The following is a 17840-nucleotide window of genomic DNA, read 5'->3' on the forward strand; positions in this document are numbered from 1 at the left end:
TACGCCAAGCTAGTGAGCCAGTAGGACAGATCGTGTCCTAGATGTGCGGCATGCTCGGACCCATGACGACGGACACTCCGGCCCGGCTGCTGACGCTCCTGTCCCTCCTCCAGACCCCGCGCGAATGGCCCGGCGGGGAGCTGGCCGGCCGGCTCGGGGTCTCCCGCCGTACGGTCCGGCGCGACATCGACCGGCTGCGCGAGCTGGGCTATCCGGTGCAGGCCAGCAAGGGCGCGGAGGGCGGGTACCGGCTGGTCGCGGGCAAGGCGATGCCACCGCTGGTGCTGGACGACGAGGAGGCCGTCGCCATCGCGGTCGGCCTGCGCGCGGGTGCCGGGCACGCGGTGGAGGGGGTGGACGAGGCGTCGGTGCGGGCGCTGGCCAAGCTGGAGCAGGTGCTCCCGGTCCGGCTGCGCCGCCAGGTGGCCACCCTCCAGGCCGCGACCACCCCGCTGACCAGCGGCGACGGTCCCACCATCGCACCGGAGACGCTGACCGTGATGGCGTCCACGATCGCCGGCCACGAGCGGCTCCGCTTCGCCTACCGCGCCGGGGACGGCAGCGAGTCGCGCCGGCTGACCGAGCCGTACCGGCTGGTGTCCACCGGGCGGCGCTGGTACCTCGTCGCCTACGACCTCGACCGCGAGGACTGGCGCACCTTCCGGGTGGACCGGGTCGGCGACCCGTTCGCCACCGGCGCCCGCTTCACCCCGCGCGCACTTCCCTCCGGCGACGCGGCGGAATACCTGCGCCGCTCGATCCAACGACGCAACGACACCTGGGAGTTCACCGTCCGCTTCGCGGCCCCCGCCGACCGGATCGCGGCCCGCCTCCCCCACTGGTTCGGGGCCCCCGAACCGGACGGCCCGGACCACTGCCTCCTGCACGGCACCACCGGCGACCCGGTGGAGTGGCTGGCGGTCCGGCTGGCGATGACGGGGCACGGGTTCACGGTGCGGAGTCCGGACGCACTGGCCGAGGCGGTAAGGGAGTTGGGGTCACGGCTGCTCCGCGCCGTCCCTCAGCCCTGAGGCGCTTCCCAGGCGAAGTCGCCCAGGGCCACCAGGTTGCCCAGGGCCAGGGCGGCCGGGCCCGCCGGGCCGCTGGGCGGGGCCTCGGTGAGGGCCCAGGTCTCCACGGCGACCCGTACGGCCGCGCCCGCCACGGCTGCGGCGAAGCGGAGGTGGGGGGTGGCCGCCTCGGCAACGTTGTCGGTGTCGTCCTCGGCGGGCCTCAGCCGCGCGGCCAGCGCCTCGGCGAGTTCCGTCTCCGAGGCCTGGCAGACCTCCGCCCAGACCTTGCCGAGGGCCGGGCTGGTGTGGGCCATGCGGATCAGGGTGCGGGCCCACTCCCAGGCGGACGCGGAGACGCCGACACCGGGGGCGAGGGTGCGGTCGACGGCGTGCCGGAGGGCCTCGGGCAGGGTGAGGTGGGCCGGGGCCGCGCGGACGGACGCGGTCCAGAGCTGGGCGCCGGCCGCGTACAGCGGGGCCACCGCCTCTTCCTTGGAGGCGAAGTAGCGGTAGAACGTGCGCGGTGCGATGCCCGCCGCGTGCGCGATGTCCTCGGCGCGGGTGGCCCGCAGGCCCTGCCGGACGAAGAGGGTCGCGGCGGCGCGGGCGATCTCCATACGGGTCTCGGCCTTGCGGCGCTCGGTCAGGGAGGCCGCCGGAGAGGCCGGGTACGAACGCCTTCGGGCGGTGGTGCCGGTGTTGCCGGTGTTACGGGTGGTACGGGGGGTGCTCACCTCGGCAGGCTATGCCCCTGTGGCAGAATCTGCCATTCGGCGGGTCACCCCGTGGTTCAGGTGCGGGGTGGCCCGCTTTCCCGTGCCCGCCTCCCGGCACGCGGCCAGAAACTCGTACGGGCGGAAAAAAGCCGGGCCCCGGCGCCGGGGGGGGATGGCGCCGGAGCCCGGCCGGGAAGTCCCGACGCCGGGGGGGATGACGTCGGAACTGGTCGGTGGGCCCGCCCCGGAGGGCGGGCCTTACGTGGCGGTGGGGACGCCGCGCGGTACTCGGTGGGAGTGCGGTCCCCGGAGCCTGGACTCCGGTGCCCGCAAGGGTTGTTCCCGCGCCCGGAGGCGTTGAAGCGACGGGACCGCGCCATGTTGGCACCGCATTCCGCCACCGCGCGTGCCCCCACCCCTCGGGGTCCTACGCCGCCGCGTCGAACCCCGTGTCGTGGGCGAGCTTCTTGAGCTCCAGCAGAGCGTGCTTCTCTATCTGCCGGATGCGCTCGCGGGTCAGTCCGTGCTCCTTGCCGACCTCGGTGAGGGTCCGCTCGCGGCCGTCCTCGATGCCGTACCGCATCTTGATGATCGAGGCGGTGCGCTCGTCCAGGCGGCCGATCAGGTCGTCCAGCTCCTCGCGGCGCAGCAGGCTGAGCACCGACTGCTCGGGCGAGACCGCGGAGGTGTCCTCCAGCAGGTCGCCGAACTGGGTCTCGCCCTCGTCGTCCACCGCCATGTTCAGCGAGACCGGGTCGCGGGACCAGTCGAGCACGTCGATGACGCGCTCCGGCGTGGAGCCCAGCTCGGCGGCGATCTCCGCGGGCTCCGGGTCCCGGCCGTGCTCCCGGTTGAACTCGCGCTGCACCCGGCGGATGCGGCCCAGCTCCTCCACCAGGTGGACGGGGAGCCGGATGGTGCGGGACTGGTCGGCGATCGAGCGGGTGATGGCCTGGCGAATCCACCAGGTCGCGTACGTGGAGAACTTGAAGCCCTTGCGGTAGTCGAACTTCTCGACGGCGCGCACCAGGCCCGCGTTCCCCTCCTGGATCAGGTCGAGCAGGGGCAGCCCGCTGCGCGGGTAGCGCCGGGCGACGGCCACGACCAGGCGGAGGTTGGAGCGGATGAAGACGTCCTTGGCCCGCTCGCCCGCCTCGAACAGCTCCTCGAGCTCCTCGCGGGACGCCTGGGCGCCGGTCTTCTCCTGGCCGTCGAGGACCTGGCGCGCGAACACGCCCGCCTCGATCGTCTGGGACAGCTCGACTTCCTTGGCGGCGTCGAGCAGGGGCGTACGCGCGATCTCGTCGAGGTACATACCGACCAGGTCGCGGTCGGCGATCTCGCCGCCGCGCACGCGGACGCTGCTTGCCGAGTCTGCCGTCTGTCCCCCAGAGCCCGGAGCCTGGGAGGTGCCCCCATTGGCGGACTTACGACGGGCGACGGCGCGGGTTGCCATGCGTGCTCCCTTGCGGTGGTGGCTGGCAGGTGGTCCTGGCGAACGCTCGGCACTCCGGACCCTCCCTCGGGACTCTCCTCGGGTGCCCTGCATCCGTGGGAAACAACGACTGGAATCCGGACAGAATTCCCAACCCACCCTCCGGATTTTCTGATCATGCAGTACCCTGTCGGCCCACAGAGGGGGTGCGCATGCTGCCGAGCGGTACGGAAGTGCAGGTCAGACCCGGAACCGAGGCCGATCTCGACGCTCTGACCGCGCTGTACAACCACTATGTGACTGAGACGGCCATCACATTCGACCTGGCCCCCTTCACCCCCGTGGAGCGCCGCCCATGGCTGCTCTCCCACCCGGAAGACGGCCCGCACCGCCTCCTGGTTGCCACGGACACGGATTCCCGTCACGTCCTCGGCTACGCCACGTCGGGCCCCCACCGCCCCAAGGCCGCGTACGCCCCCTCGGTGGAGACCTCGGTCTATGTGGCCCCGGACGCGACCGGCCGGGGCGTGGGCACCCTGCTCTACGACGCCCTCTTCGCCGCGCTGGACGGGGAGGACGTGCACCGCGCCTTCGCCGGCATCACCCAGCCCAACGAGGCGTCGACCCGGCTGCACGAGCGCTTCGGCTTCCGGCACCTGGGCACGTTCGGCGAGGTCGGCCGCAAGTTCGGCCGCTACTGGGACGTGGCCTGGTACCAGAAGGACCTCAAGTCCGGCTGAGCCACCGGCGCGGTTTCAGCCGAACTGCACGGACCGCTTGGCCAGCCCCATCCAGAACCCGTCGATCACCGACCGGTGCGCGTCGGCGCCGGCCGCGCCGAGCGTGACGAACAGTGGCGCGAAATGTTCGGTCCGCGGGTGGGCGAGCCTTCCGGCCGGGGCCTTGGTCTCGAAGTCCAGCAGCGCGTCCCAGTCACCGGCGTCCAGCGCGGCCCGGCCCCAGTCGTCGAACTCGGCGGACCAGCCCGGCACGCCGGCGTGCCGGAGCGCGGCCAGGTTGTGGGTGAAGAAGCCGGAGCCGACGATCAGGACACCCTCGTCACGCAGCGGCGCGAGCCTGCGGCCGAGGTCCATCAGCCGGGCCGGGTCGAGGGTGGGCAGGGACACCTGGAGGACGGGGATGTCGGCCTCGGGGAACATCTCGACGAGCGGGACGTAGGCACCGTGGTCCAGGCCCCGGTCCGGGATGTCCTGGACGGGGGTACCGGGGGCGCGCAGCAGCTTGCGTACGGATTCGGCCAGTTCGGGGGCGCCGGGGGCGTCGTAGCGTACGCGGTAGTAGTGCTCGGGGAAGCCCCAGAAGTCGTAGACCAGCGGGGCGGTGTGGGTGGCGCCGAGGGCGAGGGGGGCCTCCTCCCAGTGGGCGGAGACCATCAGGATCGCCTTGGGGCGGGGCAGCCCGGCGGCCCAGGCGGCGAGCTGGCCGGGCCAGACGGGGTCGTCGGCGAGCGGCGGGGCGCCATGACTGAGGTAGAGGGCGGGCATGCGGTCGGGAGCGGACGGCTCGGCGGTGTGGTGCATGACGGCTCCTCCCACGGCGGGGTGCGCAGCTTTGCTTTAACTCTCAAGCATTACCCGGCCAGAGTACGCCCGACTAGTTCAAGTTTCAAGAAGGTGGCTCGTACAGTGGGAGACATGAACTCGGCATCCACCCCGGCGACGGCGCCGGCACCCGCTCACCGCTGGCTCACCGACGAGGAGCAGCGCGTCTGGCGGGCGTATCTGCACGCGACCACGCTGCTGGAGGACCACCTCGACCGGCAGCTCCAGCGCGACGCGGGCATGCCGCACGTCTACTACGGCCTGCTCGTCGGCCTGGCCGAGGCTCCGCGCCGCAGACTGCGGATGACCGAGCTGGCCCGGAATTCGAAGATCACCCGCTCCCGGCTCTCGCACGCGATCGCCCGGCTGGAGAAGAGCGGCTGGGTGCGCCGCGAGGACTGCCCCTCGGACAAGCGCGGCCAGTTCGCGGTGCTCACCGAGGAGGGTGCCGAGGTGCTGCGCCGTACCGCGCCCGGCCATGTCACCGCCGTACGGCAGGCGTTGTTCGACCGGCTGAGCCCGGCGCAGCAGAAGGCCCTCGGCGAGATCATGGAGATCGTCGCCGAGGGCCTTCAGCCGAGCGAGGCGGGTGCGGACCTGCCCTGGCTCCGCTGATTCCCGCCGGGGGGGTCGGTGCTAGTGCGCGACCACCGGCACCGGGATCTCGTCCTCGGCACCGTCACCGGAGGCCATCTTGACCGCGCCCGGCTTGCCCGCGTTGACCATGGTGAACGCGATCAGCGAGGCGACCGCCAGGATGCCGACGGCGAACCAGATGGCCGTGCTGTACCCGTGCACCATGCCCTGCAGCTTGACCAGCTGCTGCTGCGGCACCGCGCTCGCGGACGCGATGTGGTCCTTGATGTACGAGGTGGTCGCGGACGCGGCGATGGTGTTCAGCAGGGCGGTGCCGATCGCGCCGCCGACCTGCTGCGAGGTGTTGACCATGGCGGAGGCGACGCCCGCGTCCCGGGGCTCGACGCCCTGGGTCGCCAGCGACATCGCCGGCATGAACGCCGTACCCATGCCGAGGCCGAGCAGCACCATGGCGGGCAGCAGCAGGGCCGTGTAGGAGGAGCCGATCTCGAGCTGGGTCAGCAGCAGCATGCCGAGCGCGGCGAGCGCGAAGCCGGGGCCCATCAGCAGCCGGGCCGGGACCCGGATCATCAGACGGGCGCCGATCTGGGTGGAGCCGGTGATCATGCCCGCGACCATCGGCAGGAACGCGAAGCCGGTCTTGACCGGGGAGTAGCCCTTCACGACCTGGAGGTAGTAGGTCAGGAAGAGGAACAGGCCGAACATGCCGATGATGGCGAGACCGAGGGAGAGGTAGATGCCGCCCCGGCTGCGGTCGGCGACCACGCGCAGCGGCAGCAGCGGCGCCTTGACCCGCTGCTCGACCAGGACGAACGCCAGCAGCAGCACCACGGAGGCCACGAACATCGAGATGGTGACCGCGTCGCTCCAGCCGTCGGACTCGGCGCGGGTGAAGCCGTACACCAGGGAGACCAGGCCGAGCGTGGAGAGGACCACGCCGGGGATGTCGAGCGGGGAGCGGTTGCGGCCGCCCTCGGGCTCGCGGATCACGAACCAGGCACCGGCCGCGGCGACGATGGCGAACGGCACGTTGACGAAGAAGGTCCAGCGCCAGTCGAGGTACTCGGTGAGGAAGCCGCCGAGGATCAGGCCGACGGCACCGCCGCCGCCCGCGATGGCGCCGTAGATGCCGAACGCCTTGGCGCGCTCCTTGGCGTCGGTGAACATCACGGCCAGCAGGGAGAGCGCGGCCGGGGCGAGCAGGGCGCCGAAGACACCCTGGAGGGCGCGGGCGCCGAACATCATCACACCGGTGGTGGCGGCGCCGCCGAGCGCGGAGGCCGCGGCGAAGCCGGCGAGACCGAGCAGGAAGGCGCGCTTACGGCCCCACAGGTCGGCGATGCGGCCGCCGAACAGCAGCAGACCGCCGAAGGCGAGGGCGTAGGCGGTGACGACCCACTGCCGGTTGCCGTCGGATATGCCGAGGTCCTGCTGGGCGGAGGGCAGCGCGATGTTCACGATGGTGGCGTCGAGGACGACCATGAGCTGGGCCAGCGCGATGAAGACGAGCGCCTTCCAGCGGTTGGCGTCGCCCGCGGGCGCGGTGGCCAGCGGCGGCTTGGTGACTGCTTCGGACATGGGGGTACCCCGTTCGGGACTTCGGTCGGACGTGGCGGACATGCGGGGCACGGTCGTACGACGTCTCGTACGCGCACAGGGCGTGCGGGGCCCCACCGGCTCGCCCTCGTCGGCGGCCGGGTGGCATCAGGTGATTCCGGGGCGCGGGCCCGGCGGAGTCGTAGGTTGTGGTCGGTCGGGTCGGTCGGGTCAGGCCTGGCGGAGATCCTCCATGGTCACGGCCGTACCGGGCAGGACGGAGCGGGCCGGGGCCCGCAGCCCGTCGAGGAAGAGTTGCAGGTGGCGGTGGACGAACCGGTCGGCGTCGAAGCAGGCGGTACCGGCCGGGGGCCGGCTGAGCTGGGCGGCGGCGACCATCAGGTCACCGACACCGACGTCGGTACGGAGCTGTCCGGCCGCCTTGGCGCGGTCCATGACCTCGGCGATCAGTGCCTCCACCCGTTCCCGCGCCGCCTCCAGGTCGGGGTGGTTGCGGTCGAAGGTGCTGGAGACCATCGGGCACAGCGCGCTGATCCGCTCCTCGGCGGCGGCGTGCGCGAAGCGTTCCAGCGCGGCGAAGGCGTCGCCGGTCTCGGCCAGGGCGCACTTGGCGGCCTCGGCCGTGCGGTCCATGACGGAGCACAGGACCTCCCGGACCAGGGCGTCCCGGTCGGGAAAGTTGCGGTACAGGGTGGCGTTGCCGACGCCCGCGCGGCGGGCGATCTCGTCCAGCGGCACCTGGGGGCCGTGCTCGACGAACATCTCCCGTGCGGCGGTGATGATCCGCTCCCGGTTGCGGAGCGCGTCGGCACGGGGCCGGGGCGACGCCCTGCGGGCGGAGGGTGCGGTGCGCACGGCGGACACGGCGGGCTCCCCATCTGTACGGGTCGGGACGAACGGACTCTGAGCGTCCGGTGATCCGGGGAGAAGCTCCCCGTTTCGCGCGGACACAGGTCTAAACGGGGAAGCCCTCCCCGGTTATTTCCCTGCCAGAGGGTGACCTGGGTCACATCTTCATCCGGACGTCGCCGATCCCCGTTCGCCCGGTCGATCCACCCCCGACCGCAGGTGATTCACCCGTATTCCTGCCGAAATCCCACGATCGGTCTCTCCCAGCGCGCGACCCCGTCCGCGGCGACCCAGGGTGAGCCCAAGGGCGCAGCCGGATCACGGGGGCTGCCGTGGATCGGGAGGTCCGTGCATGCAGCCGCAGTCGCCCCGCCGCCCCATACGCCCGCGCCGGATACGCCTGCGCCGCGCTGCCGCTCTCGCCTCGGTGACCGTGCTGACCTTCGCGGTCAGCACCTCTGCGGGGTCCGGGCTGCTCGCGGCGCGCACCACCGCCGGGCCGGACGGCCTGATACGCACCGCCGCCCTGGCCCCCTGCATGATCCAGGCAGCGTCCGAGGTCCAGATGACCGAGGGCTTCCCCACCTCCACCGGCTACTCCCGCTCCACCGGTACCGTCCACGCCCTGACCCTGATGGTCGACTTCCCGGACACCCCCGGCGAGGGCAAGGCGATGGACCGCTTCCACGAGTTCTTCCCCAAGACCCAGGAATGGTTCGCCAAGGCGTCGTACGGCCGGCTCGACTACCGCGCCGAGACCCCGATCACCTCCTGGCTGCGGATGCCGAAGCCGTTCAAGGACTACGGCATAGAGCGCGGCGCCCCCTTCGACCCCGGCTACCGGCAGCTGGTGCGGGACATCGTCTCCGCCGCCGACCCGGAGGTGGACTTCCGCTCGTACGACCTGCTGAACGTGCTGGTCACCCCGAACGCCGGCCCCTCCGCCCTGGACACGGTCCTCTCCGTCACCTTCGCCGGCAACGGCGAGGCGCCGGTGGCCGACGGCACCCCGGTCGCCAACGCCTCCTTCGTCTACTCCCGCCAGGACGACGGCTCGGGCGCGTACGCGGACACGGGGTACCGGGTGCTGCCGCACGAGAACGGCCACACCTTCGGGCTGCCGGACCTGTACACGCAGGAGGGGGGCAGCGCGGTCGGGCACTGGGACATCATGAGCGAGGACTGGGGGGCCAACAACGACCTGCTCGGCTGGCACAAGTGGAAGCTGGGCTGGCTCCCGGCGTCCCAGGTGAGCTGCGCGACGGCCGCGGGGAGCGCGGACTACACCCTCTCCCCGCTCTCGGAGAAGTCCGGGGTGAAGCTGGTCATGGTCCCGCTGGACAACAGCACCGCGTACGCGGTGGAACTCCGCACCAAGGGCGGCAACGACGAGGCCGTCTGCAAGCCCGGCATTCTCGTCTACAAGGTCGACGCCTCCGTCGACACGGGCCGCGGCCCCATCACCGTCCACGACGCCCACCTCGACACCGGCGGCTGCACCCACAGCCCCAATGTCCACGCCGAACTCTCCGACGCCCCCTTCGCCCCCGGAGAGACCTTCAAGGACCCGGCGTCGGGCATCACCGTCCACGTGGTCGGCGCGGACCTGGACGGGAAGTACCGGGTACGGGTGACACGCACGCACGCGGCGAAGGGCACGACGGCTGCGGCGGGGCCGGTGCGACCGGGTCGGCGGTAGAGCCGCTTCAGGTGGAAGAACAAGCCATCCGTCCCAGCGCTTACTGAAGGCGGAGCTTCGACCAGGCAGCAGAATCCGGGTGAAAAATGGGCAGTACGCACGCACTCGGGGCCATGATCCAGCCATGTAGTCCCTTTACGGCACTCAATGCGATTGACCGCCACCAGTGCTTCATGGAGGATCTTTCCGAAACCCTCACCAGAGGAGAAACGGGGAGTTCATGAAGAAGTTTGGAAAGTCCATCGTTTTCGGTTTCGTGAGTGCCGCGCTCGCCGTTTGCAGTTTTTCCACCCCGGCGGTCGCATCCGGCTCCCAGGGTGACACCGCTGCCGGCAAGGCCGGCACGGAAGCCACCGCCGGCCTCACGGTCGGGCAGCCCGTCATCCACAAGCGCGGTGACGGCGTGAACCCGCCCGCGGAGCTGGGCAACCCCTCCGAATGGGGTGTGGTCAAGATCGAGCTCACGAATTCGGCCGTTCAGCCGTTGGCGAATACCTGCAAGACCGTCACGCACGGCAAGTGGTGCTATGGATACGAGCTGAATTCGGACGGGAAGAAGTGCTATTCGAACTACATCGCGAACGTGAAGCACAAGAGCACGGTTCGAGCCGATAACATCGACTACGGAAGCGGCTGGGTGGCGAAGGGGGACACTTCGTACGCTCACGTAACTGTGGCTCCCGTCACCACTTGCTATTCCTATTACGACAATGCATGACCGCGACCCCCGCGTTGCGGGGTGAAGTTCTTCTCCACAGCCGGGCGGCAAGTCGTCGGTGAGTGCCGCGAGGAAGATCGCGATATTCCTGACGACCGCCGCAATTCAATGCGCGAGCACGCTGCCCCGAGACCACCTGCCGAACCGCCGGGCAGACCTGCCACCAGAGGCGGGCCGCCGCCGAACCGTGACCCGCTACACTTGCCGCCATGGCGGCTCGGGCCCTCGCGCCCGTCCGCCACGGAGCTGTCGGAAACCAACCGTTTTCCGGCGGTTGTCCGCCTTCGTAGCTCAGGGGATAGAGCACCGCTCTCCTAAAGCGGGTGTCGCAGGTTCGAATCCTGCCGGGGGCACAGGGAAACACCAGGTCAGGAGCCCTTCCGTCCAGCGGACGGGAGGGCTCCTGCGCTTGCAGCACACATATGGCACACATGCCGTGCGCGCGGATGGTGGGGAGCTGTGCAGGATGCCCGACAAGGACGAGCTGGCCCGGCGCCGGTACGAGAAGCTGATCGACCGGCTGGAATCGATGATGCGGGCGTCTCTCAAGCCGCAGCTCCAGGGCTACCACGGTCAGCTGGACCTGAGCGGCGACGATCTTGCGGAGCTGAGCGACCTCAAGGACGTCCGGCATGCAGCTCGGGAAGCGGGACGTCGTCTCGGCTGGAAAACCACCACCCGTCTCGTCGGTGACCGGCTCTTCGTGCTGGATGAGCGGGAGGTACCCGAGGAGATCGAGCGGGTGGCCGGCGACGAGACCGCTGCTGCGATCGACCGAGCCCGGCAGGAGAGCCAGCGACCGCGCGAATGACCTGAGCCGAGGGTGACGCTAGGGGCCGCCCCACCCCGCTGAGCGGTGGGGCGGCCCCTTGTGTTGCGGCTCCCCGGCACGGATCAGACCCACATCACCCGGCATCGTCCTCCAGGGCGGCCACCTCCTCGGCGGCCTTGCGGGCTTTCTTCTCCGCCTTCTCCAGCTTGGCCTTCGCCTTGGCCAGTTGCTTGGAACGGCGCTTGTGCATCTTCTTCGAGACCTCGTCCAGGCGGTCGGGGAAGAGATGGCCATACGTGTCCAACGTCAGGGTCGCGGACTTATGGCCCAGCATCGTCTGTACGACGTTGACGTCCGCGCCGCTTGCGATGGCCAGCGAAGCCGCCGTGTGCCGCAGCTTGTGCGGGGTGACATTAAGGTGCCCCAGCCCGGCCTTCACGACCGCCGGCGCGAAGAACCGCTGACGGAAGTTACGGGCCCGCAGCGGTCCGCTCTGCGGGGCGGTGAAGAGCAACTCCTCGTCTCCCCGCCCCTGGACGTGGGGCTTCAGCTCCTCGGCCAGGAACCGCGGGATCGGTACGGACCGGCGCTCGTGGTTCTTGGGGGTGTCGAGGTAGAGCTTGCCGTTGTCCTCGGCGTATGCCTCGACGATGTGGGCCCGGCAGGCGTCGAGGTCGACGCGGCCCACCTTCAGGGCGGACGCCTCGCCCCAGCGCAGGCCGGTGTAGGCCAACAGCATGATGAACACTCGGTAGGCACCTGACGCGTTGGCCAGCGCGTCGACCTGCATGTCATCGAGGTAAACGTGGTCGGCCGGCGCCGCCTTCGGCAAGGGCACGCCGACAGCCGGGTTGACCGCCAGACGACGAGCCTTGACCGCGTAGCCGAGAACGCGGCTGAGGACGACGTACGCCTTGCGGACCGAGCGGGGGCTGAGCTTCCTGCCGCCGGTCGCCTCGCCGGACAGCAGGTCCGCGAGCCACTCGGCGATGTCCTCGAAGTGAATGCGGTCCAGCGGAGTGGTGCCCCACTTGGGGATCACATGGACGTCGAGGACGCCTCGGTATCGAGCCCGGGTGGAGCGCTTGAGGTGGATCTGCACGGCCAGCCAGGACTCCACCACCTCGGCGAGTTTCACGCGCGCGGCGGCAGGATCACGGTAGGAGCCGTCGTTGAGTCGGGACTCCGTCCTCGTCCGCTCGATCTCGGCGTCGACCTTGCGGGCGAAGGTCTTCATCTTCGGCTTGCCGTCGGGGCCGTACCAGCGCACGCGGTAGCGCCCCGGTGGCGTACGACCCGCCCGCTTGGCCTTCGCCACGGCCCCTGCATACGCCACGTGCCCTATGCGGTCCTCAATCCAGACTCGTGCCAACTAGCACCCCCTCCGGTCGTCGCTGGACGCCGAGGGGAGCGGCAGGAGCAGGGTCGTGGGAGGGGTACCGAGCGCGGTGGCTATGGCGACGAGGTCGTCGATGTCGCACCGGCGACGGCCGCGTTCGGTGCGGCTGAGCGCAGTATTGGTCATCGGGCGGCCCAGTGCGCTGCAACGGGCTGCGAGTTGGTGCTGAGTCAGCCCGCGTACGAGGCGTAGGCGCTCGATGGCGCGGGGGGTGTGAAGGCCGGCGGGGCCTATTTCTACAGGTCGGGTTGCCATGACAGTTAGCTGTAACTTGCGGCCGGGCGTTATGGCAAGAGTTGGTTCTTAAACTCTACAAAAGTCATCCCGGGACCGAGTGGCGTTCCTCTCATCGAATTCCGGCACATCATGAGCCGTTTCGTCGAGGACGCCGTGCTACCTTCCCATCGCGTCGCAAAGATGGGTGATTTAAGCAGGTATCAGCCGAACTATCCAGCGAGCCCTGCGAGTGGCATCTGGCCGCTCCGAGCTATCTCTGAGCTGCGGGGGTATCGGATTCCGGCACCTCTACCGACCGCTTCGCCGCAAAACATTTCATGTTCTGCGGGAGCGATTTCGGCAACCGGGGATACAGCCTTACTGTTCTCGTCTCACCGGCCACACCGAGAGAAGCAGTACAGAGTTTCAGAACCAACTCTGGACTTTTCTCCGGATGGTGTGGCTGTGTTGTCCAGGCACGTTGTCCAAGACCGAAAAGGAGCCCTGTGCCGAACCCTTCTCCCCGCAACACCAACGCCCTTGCCACCGCTGCGGCTGCCCAGCGCGGCCCGCTTGCCACCCCGGCGGAAGTCGCCGCATACCTCGGGGTGCCGGTGAAGACCCTCTACCAGTGGAAGTACCGGGGCGTCGGCCCCCACGTGCACAAGGTCGGCCGCCATCTGCGCTACCGCTGGCACGAAGTGGATGCCTGGGTCAACGCCCACTCCACGTACGACCTCACAGCCTGAAGCCGCCCTTCCAGGACAGCGAAACGGCCCTCGGCGTGCCACCGCCGAGAGCCGCAGAGTCCCTGCCCCGTCGCCCTTGAACGATCGAATCGGTGGGCCGGGCCTTGCCCGCCCGGCCCACCAGGAAGGAACGCCTGTGGACGAATCTACGTCTCCCACCACCCCCGCCGCATCCTCCATACCCGCCTTGCCACCCGTCGCCGGGCCCGGTGAGGCCCCCGCCGCGAGAAACCCCACCGCCGAGGACGACGAGCCAACGCAGGTCGGCGAAGGCGCGCAGCTGCTGGACGAGCTGCGGCAAGCGATCGCGCGGTACGTGATCCTGCCCAACAGTGACGCGTTGACCCTGTCACGCTGTGGGTGGCCGCCACGCACATCCAGCCTGCGCTGCAGCACGCGCCACGTCTCGCTGTGGTCGGACCGGCGAAGCGGTGCGGCAAGTCCCGCCTTCTGGATGTGATCACGGAGACGGTGCGTGACCCGCTGATCACGGTCAACACCAGCCCAGCGGTGGTCTTCCGTGCCATCGGTGACGATCCGCCCACCCTGCTGGTGGACGAGGCCGACACGATCTTCGGCAGCATCAAGGCCGCAGAGAAGAACGAGGAGCTGCGCGGTCTGCTCAACGTCGGCCACCAGCGCAACCGGCCCGCCCTGCGGATCTCCGGCCCGGAGCACAAGCCGCAGGCGTTCCCGACCTTCGCGATGGCCGCGCTCGCCGGCATCGGGGATCTGCCGGACACAGTGATGGACCGGGCGGTGGTGATCCGTATGCAGCGTCGCAAGGACGGCGAGCGGGTGGAGCAGTTCCGCTCCCGCCGCGACATTCCCGCTCTGCACGCCCTGCGTGACCGGCTGACCGCCTGGTTGCGCCCGCTGATGGACACCGCAGCGGATCTGGTGCCGCCGATGCCGGTGCAGGACCGGGCGGCGGACACCTGGGAGCCGCTGGTGGTCGTCGCCGAACTGGCAGGCGACTCCTGGCCGGAGCGAGCACGGGCAGCGTGCGTCGCGATGTGCGCGGCCGAGGTCGGCCAGGACGACGAGTCCAACGTGAAGACGCGACTGCTGAAGGACATCCGCCGTGTCTTCGCGGGCTACGGCGATCCGGACTCCGTGCGGACGCGGGACCTGCTGGAGGAGCTACTCAGGGACCAGGAGTCTCCATGGGCGGAGTACCGCAACACCGGTCTGACCCCGCGTTATCTGGGGATCCTACTGAAGGACTTCGGCATCCAGGCGGCCGTCCTCCGCTTCGAGGGCGGAAGGCAGGCCCGGGGCTTCACGCGCACGCAGTTCACCGATGCCTGGGCCCGCTACTGCCCCGAGGAGCGGCCACCCGGCGGCGGCGATGAGACCACACGTCATGGGTCGGCCGTACACCCGTAAACACCCGTCGCACACGTCGCACCGCAGGTCAGTCCCGTGACGGGTCCGGTAACTGTGACGGGTCCTCCCGTACCACCCCCGGCTCCCGTACTAGCCCTGACCAGGCATGCGACGGGTGCGACGGGTCCGCCCCCTTCCCCACCGGCAGCCCTGCCCTGTGGCTATGACAGCCGTCTCCCCCTGGAGTAACGCTTGCCCTCACGCACCACCCAAGCCCCCGTGTCGGCACTGACTGCCGCGATCCACCTCGGGGTCGCCCTGGTCGGCACGATCGGCTTCGCCCTGTCCTACGACGCCCTGCGGCAGATGGCCGTCGCCATCCACGTCCGCGGAGTCCTCACATACGCCTTCCCGCTGGTGATCGACGGGTTCATCGCCATCGGCGTCGCCGCCCTGCTCATCCTGCGCACCGCACCCTGGCGCTCACGCCTGTACGTCTGGGCACTCGTCGGGCTCGCCACGGTCACCAGCATCTGGGCCAACGCCCTGCACGCCATCCGCCTCAACCAGCAGGCACGCACCGCCGGACTGCACCTGGACGACCTCACCGTCGGCGCCCTGTCCGCCATCGCCCCTCTCGCGCTCGCCGGCGCGGTCCACCTCGACCTTGTCATCCGCCGCCACCCCACACCGCGCGCCCAAGAGGGTGCCGCCACAACAAGTGAAGCCGTCGGCCACAGCCACAATGGCAGACACAGTGCCGAGCCGCCTGCCCCTTCGGACGATGAGACCTCCCTGCCGATGAAGGTGCGGTGCTCGCCCGATATGGCCGAGCGCCCGGACGTGGCGGAGGCAGCAGTCAAGGTGCCGCAGGCCCCGAAGTCGCCCACCAAAGAAGGCGGCCACGAACGCGACGCCGCCTTCGACGAGCTGCTCGCTATCGCCCGCACCGCACCGCTGGGACGCGGGGACCGCGCCTCACGCCGCAATATCGAGGCGGCCATCCGCGCCGCTGGGTACCGCATCGGCAAGGACCGCCTGACCCAGATCAAGGACCACGTGCAGGCCGAACTCGACCAAGCCGCCCGCCAGCGGCAGGCCGAGCCCGACAAGGAACCCGTCGGCGCCCGCTGAGCCCGCAGGCACGCCCCTCACTCGCGCGTTCGACTCCTCCCGCTCATCCCCGCACAGCCCGGCGCGGGACGAGCGGTCTTGGAGCCATGGCCTCTTCCCCACCACGCACGGAGAACCACCCGATGCACGACTCGCACCACGAAGTCCCAAGCATGCCGCAGCAGATGACCACCACCGCCACCAGCGCAGCAAGGTATGACGTTGGACCGTCCAAGGGCCGGTCCAACGCGGAGACCTCCGCCCCGGGGGTGGAGGAGGACCTCGGGCACCAGGGGGTGCCCGAGGCGGATACGCTCGCGGCCACCGTCGACGAAGTCACCCTGCGTCGCGTTGCTCGCCGTCGTACCCGCGAACGCGTCCAGCGCAAGCAGCGTGTCGACGTCCGCTACAGCGTCGACGAGAAGACCCGGATCCTCGCCCGCGCCCGCCAGACGGGCATCGCCGGCGCCCACCTCGTCGGCGCCGTGATCGTGGCTTACCTCGACGGCGATCTCACCGTGGGCCTGGCCGGGCAGCGCACCCAGCTCGACGACTGTCTCGACAAGCTCGACGCCCTGCGGGCCGGAGTCGCCCGCATCGGCAACAACGTCAACCAGATCGCCCACCGCCTCAACACCGGAGACCATCCCCACCCTGTGGACGCCACCGTCCTCGCGCAGACCGAACGCACCCTGGACGCCGTCCGCGCCGCGATCGGCGACATCGCGCAGACCATGAACCACGCCGTCTCCGGCAAGGCGGCCCAGTGATCGCCAAGATCGGCAGCGGCAAGAGCACCACCGGCCTGATCCGATACCTGTTCGACACGAAGAAGGCCAAGGACCACACCGACCCGCACCTGGTCGCCTCCTGGGACGGCTTCGCTCCCGACCCCGGCCGCGCCGACGACTTCGACGCCACAAAGAAGCGCCTCGTGGCCGACCTCGACCTGCGCGTCAAACAAGCCCGCCGACTGGGCCGGGCACCCGACCGGCACGTGTGGCACTGCTCCGTACGTGCCGCCCCCGGCGACCGGCACCTCACCGACGCCGAGTGGGCGGACATCGCCCGCCGGATTGTGGCGGCCACCGGCATCGCGCCACAAGGCGACTTGGACGGGTGCCGGTGGGTCGCGGTCCGCCACGCCGACGACCACATCCACATCGCCGCCACCAAGGTCCGAGGCGACCTGCGCACCGCCCGCCACTGGAACGACTACCTGACGGCCGACAAGGAACTCGCCGCCATCGAGAAGGAATACGGCCTCCAGCGGGTTGTGCGCGGCGACCGCACCGCTGCCAAGCGCCCCACCCGCGCCGAGACGGAGAAGGCCCGCCGCGCTGGCACGACCAGGACCTCCCGCGAACGCCTGCGCACCACCGTCCGCCAGCTTGTGTCCATCGCCAGCAGCATGGAGGAGTTCCTCCACCTGCTCGGCGGCGTCGAAGGCGTCCTCGTCGATGTCCAGCGCTTCCCCTCCGGCGACGTACGCGGGTACAAGGTCGCCGTGGAAGGCGACACCAACGCCGCCGGTGAACCCGTCTGGTTCTCCGGCGCCAAACTCGCCCCCGACCTCTCCTATCCCAAGATCCGCGAACGCCTCACCGCCACCGGTATCGCAGGCGTCTTCACCGTCCTGGACGACCTCGCCGCCTTCCTCCGCTACATGCTTGACGGCTCCACGTCCCGCACCAGCGCAGGCTTCACGACCGCGTGGACCGCATGCTCCCTGACCATTCAGACCGGCGGGCTCCAGCCGGCCCGTGGACTGTTCTGGCACCCCGCCCCTGGTACGTCCGTGGAAGAGGACGTGTGGGTCCACTACGGCTTCACCGGCACAGGGATGTGGATCTCGCCTGCTCGGGGCCGGTGGGCAGTACTGCTGACCAACAAGCTCTACTACACCCGCGACCGCGCGCCACTGACCGATGTCCGCAACGCATTCCGCGCACTCGCCTTCATGTAGGGAACTGGACGAGGGCCGGGTTCTAGCCCAGACACCGATCCGAGAAGCCCCTCCATCTGCGGGAGCCGCCGGCACGGTCGTACCCGCTGACGGACGCCTCGCAAGCAACTACTATTCCGGCATTCGGGCTACGCCTGGGGGGCAGAGTGA

17 protein-coding genes, 1 tRNA gene and 1 pseudogene are annotated in these 17840 nt (G+C 70.1%); 12 read left to right on the forward strand and 7 right to left on the reverse strand.

Annotated features, from left to right (window positions below):
- Positions 1–62 precede the first annotated feature (62 nt).
- The gene (locus E5082_RS15605; RefSeq protein WP_135791853.1) at positions 63–1031 is read left to right on the forward strand and encodes a helix-turn-helix transcriptional regulator; all 969 of its coding nucleotides are present in this window, start codon (positions 63–65) and stop codon (positions 1029–1031) included.
- Here the strand turns inward: E5082_RS15605 and E5082_RS15610 are convergent.
- Both E5082_RS15610 and E5082_RS15615 read right to left on the reverse strand, forming a co-directional pair.
- Positions 1022–1630: a TetR/AcrR family transcriptional regulator gene (locus E5082_RS15610; protein ID WP_135792121.1), complete on the reverse strand. Its 609-nt coding sequence runs from the start codon at positions 1628–1630 to the stop codon at positions 1022–1024. The two genes, E5082_RS15605 and E5082_RS15610, sit on opposite strands and share 10 nt — an antisense overlap.
- Before the next feature lie 526 nt (positions 1631–2156).
- Complete coding sequence (locus E5082_RS15615) at positions 2157–3185, reverse strand: sigma-70 family RNA polymerase sigma factor (protein WP_135791854.1); 1029 nt, start codon at positions 3183–3185, stop codon at positions 2157–2159.
- Between the two features lie 191 nt (positions 3186–3376).
- Between E5082_RS15615 and E5082_RS15620 the strand changes: the two genes are divergently transcribed.
- Positions 3377–3904: a GNAT family N-acetyltransferase gene (locus E5082_RS15620; RefSeq protein ID WP_135791855.1), complete on the forward strand. Its 528-nt coding sequence runs from the start codon at positions 3377–3379 to the stop codon at positions 3902–3904.
- A gap of 15 nt (positions 3905–3919) precedes the next feature.
- Here the strand turns inward: E5082_RS15620 and E5082_RS15625 are convergent, their stop codons facing one another.
- Positions 3920–4705 carry a dioxygenase family protein gene (locus tag E5082_RS15625; protein WP_167514066.1) on the reverse strand — a complete coding sequence of 262 codons (786 nt, stop codon included), beginning with the start codon at positions 4703–4705 and terminating at the stop codon, positions 3920–3922.
- 114 nt (positions 4706–4819) lie between these two features.
- On the opposite strand from E5082_RS15625, the gene E5082_RS15630 reads away from it, so the two are divergent.
- The gene (locus E5082_RS15630) at positions 4820–5341 is read left to right on the forward strand and encodes a MarR family winged helix-turn-helix transcriptional regulator (protein WP_135791856.1); all 522 of its coding nucleotides are present in this window, start codon (positions 4820–4822) and stop codon (positions 5339–5341) included.
- A 21-nt stretch (positions 5342–5362) separates the two neighbouring features.
- Here the strand turns inward: E5082_RS15630 and E5082_RS15635 are convergent, their stop codons facing one another.
- Positions 5363–6901, reverse strand: a complete 1539-nt coding sequence (locus E5082_RS15635) for an MFS transporter (protein ID WP_135791857.1) — start codon at positions 6899–6901, stop codon at positions 5363–5365.
- A gap of 189 nt (positions 6902–7090) precedes the next feature.
- Positions 7091–7735, reverse strand: coding sequence for a TetR/AcrR family transcriptional regulator (locus E5082_RS15640; protein ID WP_086693719.1), 645 nt, complete (start codon positions 7733–7735; stop codon positions 7091–7093).
- A gap of 346 nt (positions 7736–8081) precedes the next feature.
- Here E5082_RS15640 and E5082_RS15645 point away from each other — a divergent pair, with 346 nt between their 5' ends.
- The 4 genes from E5082_RS15645 to E5082_RS15660 all read left to right on the forward strand — a co-directional run bounded on the left by E5082_RS15645 (position 8082) and on the right by E5082_RS15660 (position 10957).
- A complete protein-coding gene (locus E5082_RS15645; RefSeq protein WP_135791858.1) occupies positions 8082–9428 on the forward strand; it encodes a M6 family metalloprotease domain-containing protein in 1347 nt (448 codons plus the stop codon).
- A 220-nt stretch (positions 9429–9648) separates the two neighbouring features.
- Positions 9649–10146 (forward strand): lactococcin 972 family bacteriocin, encoded by a 498-nt coding sequence (locus E5082_RS15650; protein WP_135791859.1) that lies wholly within the window; start codon positions 9649–9651, stop codon positions 10144–10146.
- A gap of 280 nt (positions 10147–10426) precedes the next feature.
- Positions 10427–10499, forward strand: a tRNA-Arg gene (locus tag E5082_RS15655).
- Between the two features lie 113 nt (positions 10500–10612).
- Complete coding sequence (locus E5082_RS15660) at positions 10613–10957, forward strand: hypothetical protein (RefSeq protein WP_135791860.1); 345 nt, start codon at positions 10613–10615, stop codon at positions 10955–10957.
- 94 nt (positions 10958–11051) lie between these two features.
- Here the strand turns inward: E5082_RS15660 and E5082_RS15665 are convergent, their stop codons facing one another.
- Positions 11052–12236: a tyrosine-type recombinase/integrase gene (locus tag E5082_RS15665; protein WP_229918918.1), complete on the reverse strand. Its 1185-nt coding sequence runs from the start codon at positions 12234–12236 to the stop codon at positions 11052–11054.
- 54 nt (positions 12237–12290) lie between these two features.
- Positions 12291–12572 carry a helix-turn-helix domain-containing protein gene (locus E5082_RS15670; RefSeq protein ID WP_135791861.1) on the reverse strand — a complete coding sequence of 94 codons (282 nt, stop codon included), beginning with the start codon at positions 12570–12572 and terminating at the stop codon, positions 12291–12293.
- 467 nt (positions 12573–13039) lie between these two features.
- On the opposite strand from E5082_RS15670, the gene E5082_RS15675 reads away from it, so the two are divergent.
- The 5 genes and pseudogenes from E5082_RS15675 to E5082_RS15695 all read left to right on the forward strand — a co-directional run bounded on the left by E5082_RS15675 (position 13040) and on the right by E5082_RS15695 (position 17690).
- Entirely contained in the window at positions 13040–13282 is a 243-nt protein-coding gene (locus E5082_RS15675; RefSeq protein ID WP_135791862.1) for a helix-turn-helix domain-containing protein, read from the forward strand.
- Positions 13283–13418: 136 nt separating this feature from the next.
- Positions 13419–14671, forward strand: a pseudogene (locus E5082_RS15680) (DUF3631 domain-containing protein).
- A gap of 219 nt (positions 14672–14890) precedes the next feature.
- Positions 14891–15745 (forward strand): DUF2637 domain-containing protein, encoded by an 855-nt coding sequence (locus E5082_RS15685; protein ID WP_135791863.1) that lies wholly within the window; start codon positions 14891–14893, stop codon positions 15743–15745.
- 122 nt (positions 15746–15867) lie between these two features.
- A complete protein-coding gene (locus E5082_RS15690; protein ID WP_135791864.1) occupies positions 15868–16494 on the forward strand; it encodes a MobC family plasmid mobilization relaxosome protein in 627 nt (208 codons plus the stop codon).
- Complete coding sequence (locus E5082_RS15695; RefSeq protein WP_167514068.1) at positions 16491–17690, forward strand: relaxase/mobilization nuclease domain-containing protein; 1200 nt, start codon at positions 16491–16493, stop codon at positions 17688–17690. The genes E5082_RS15690 and E5082_RS15695 overlap by 4 nt, the downstream gene beginning before the upstream one ends.
- Positions 17691–17840: the final 150 nt, after the last annotated feature.

Origin of the sequence: Streptomyces griseoluteus, assembly GCF_004784465.1 — a bacterium.
Lineage (GTDB): Bacteria > Actinomycetota > Actinomycetes > Streptomycetales > Streptomycetaceae > Streptomyces > Streptomyces griseoluteus.

Bases quoted from the DNA above. Each gene is read 5' to 3' on its own strand.
- E5082_RS15605 (WP_135791853.1), top strand. From the start codon at position 63: ATGACGACGGACACTCCGGCCCGGCTGCTGACGCTCCTGTCCCTCCTC.
- E5082_RS15610 (WP_135792121.1), bottom strand. From the start codon at position 1,630: ATGGAGATCGCCCGCGCCGCCGCGACCCTCTTCGTCCGGCAGGGCCTG.
- E5082_RS15615 (WP_135791854.1), bottom strand. From the start codon at position 3,185: ATGGCAACCCGCGCCGTCGCCCGTCGTAAGTCCGCCAATGGGGGCACC.
- E5082_RS15620 (WP_135791855.1), top strand. From the start codon at position 3,377: ATGCTGCCGAGCGGTACGGAAGTGCAGGTCAGACCCGGAACCGAGGCC.
- E5082_RS15625 (WP_167514066.1), bottom strand. From the start codon at position 4,705: ATGCACCACACCGCCGAGCCGTCCGCTCCCGACCGCATGCCCGCCCTC.
- E5082_RS15630 (WP_135791856.1), top strand. From the start codon at position 4,820: ATGAACTCGGCATCCACCCCGGCGACGGCGCCGGCACCCGCTCACCGC.
- E5082_RS15635 (WP_135791857.1), bottom strand. From the start codon at position 6,901: ATGTCCGAAGCAGTCACCAAGCCGCCGCTGGCCACCGCGCCCGCGGGC.
- E5082_RS15645 (WP_135791858.1), top strand. From the start codon at position 8,082: ATGCAGCCGCAGTCGCCCCGCCGCCCCATACGCCCGCGCCGGATACGC.
- E5082_RS15650 (WP_135791859.1), top strand. From the start codon at position 9,649: ATGAAGAAGTTTGGAAAGTCCATCGTTTTCGGTTTCGTGAGTGCCGCG.
- E5082_RS15660 (WP_135791860.1), top strand. From the start codon at position 10,613: ATGCCCGACAAGGACGAGCTGGCCCGGCGCCGGTACGAGAAGCTGATC.
- E5082_RS15670 (WP_135791861.1), bottom strand. From the start codon at position 12,572: ATGGCAACCCGACCTGTAGAAATAGGCCCCGCCGGCCTTCACACCCCC.
- E5082_RS15690 (WP_135791864.1), top strand. From the start codon at position 15,868: ATGCACGACTCGCACCACGAAGTCCCAAGCATGCCGCAGCAGATGACC.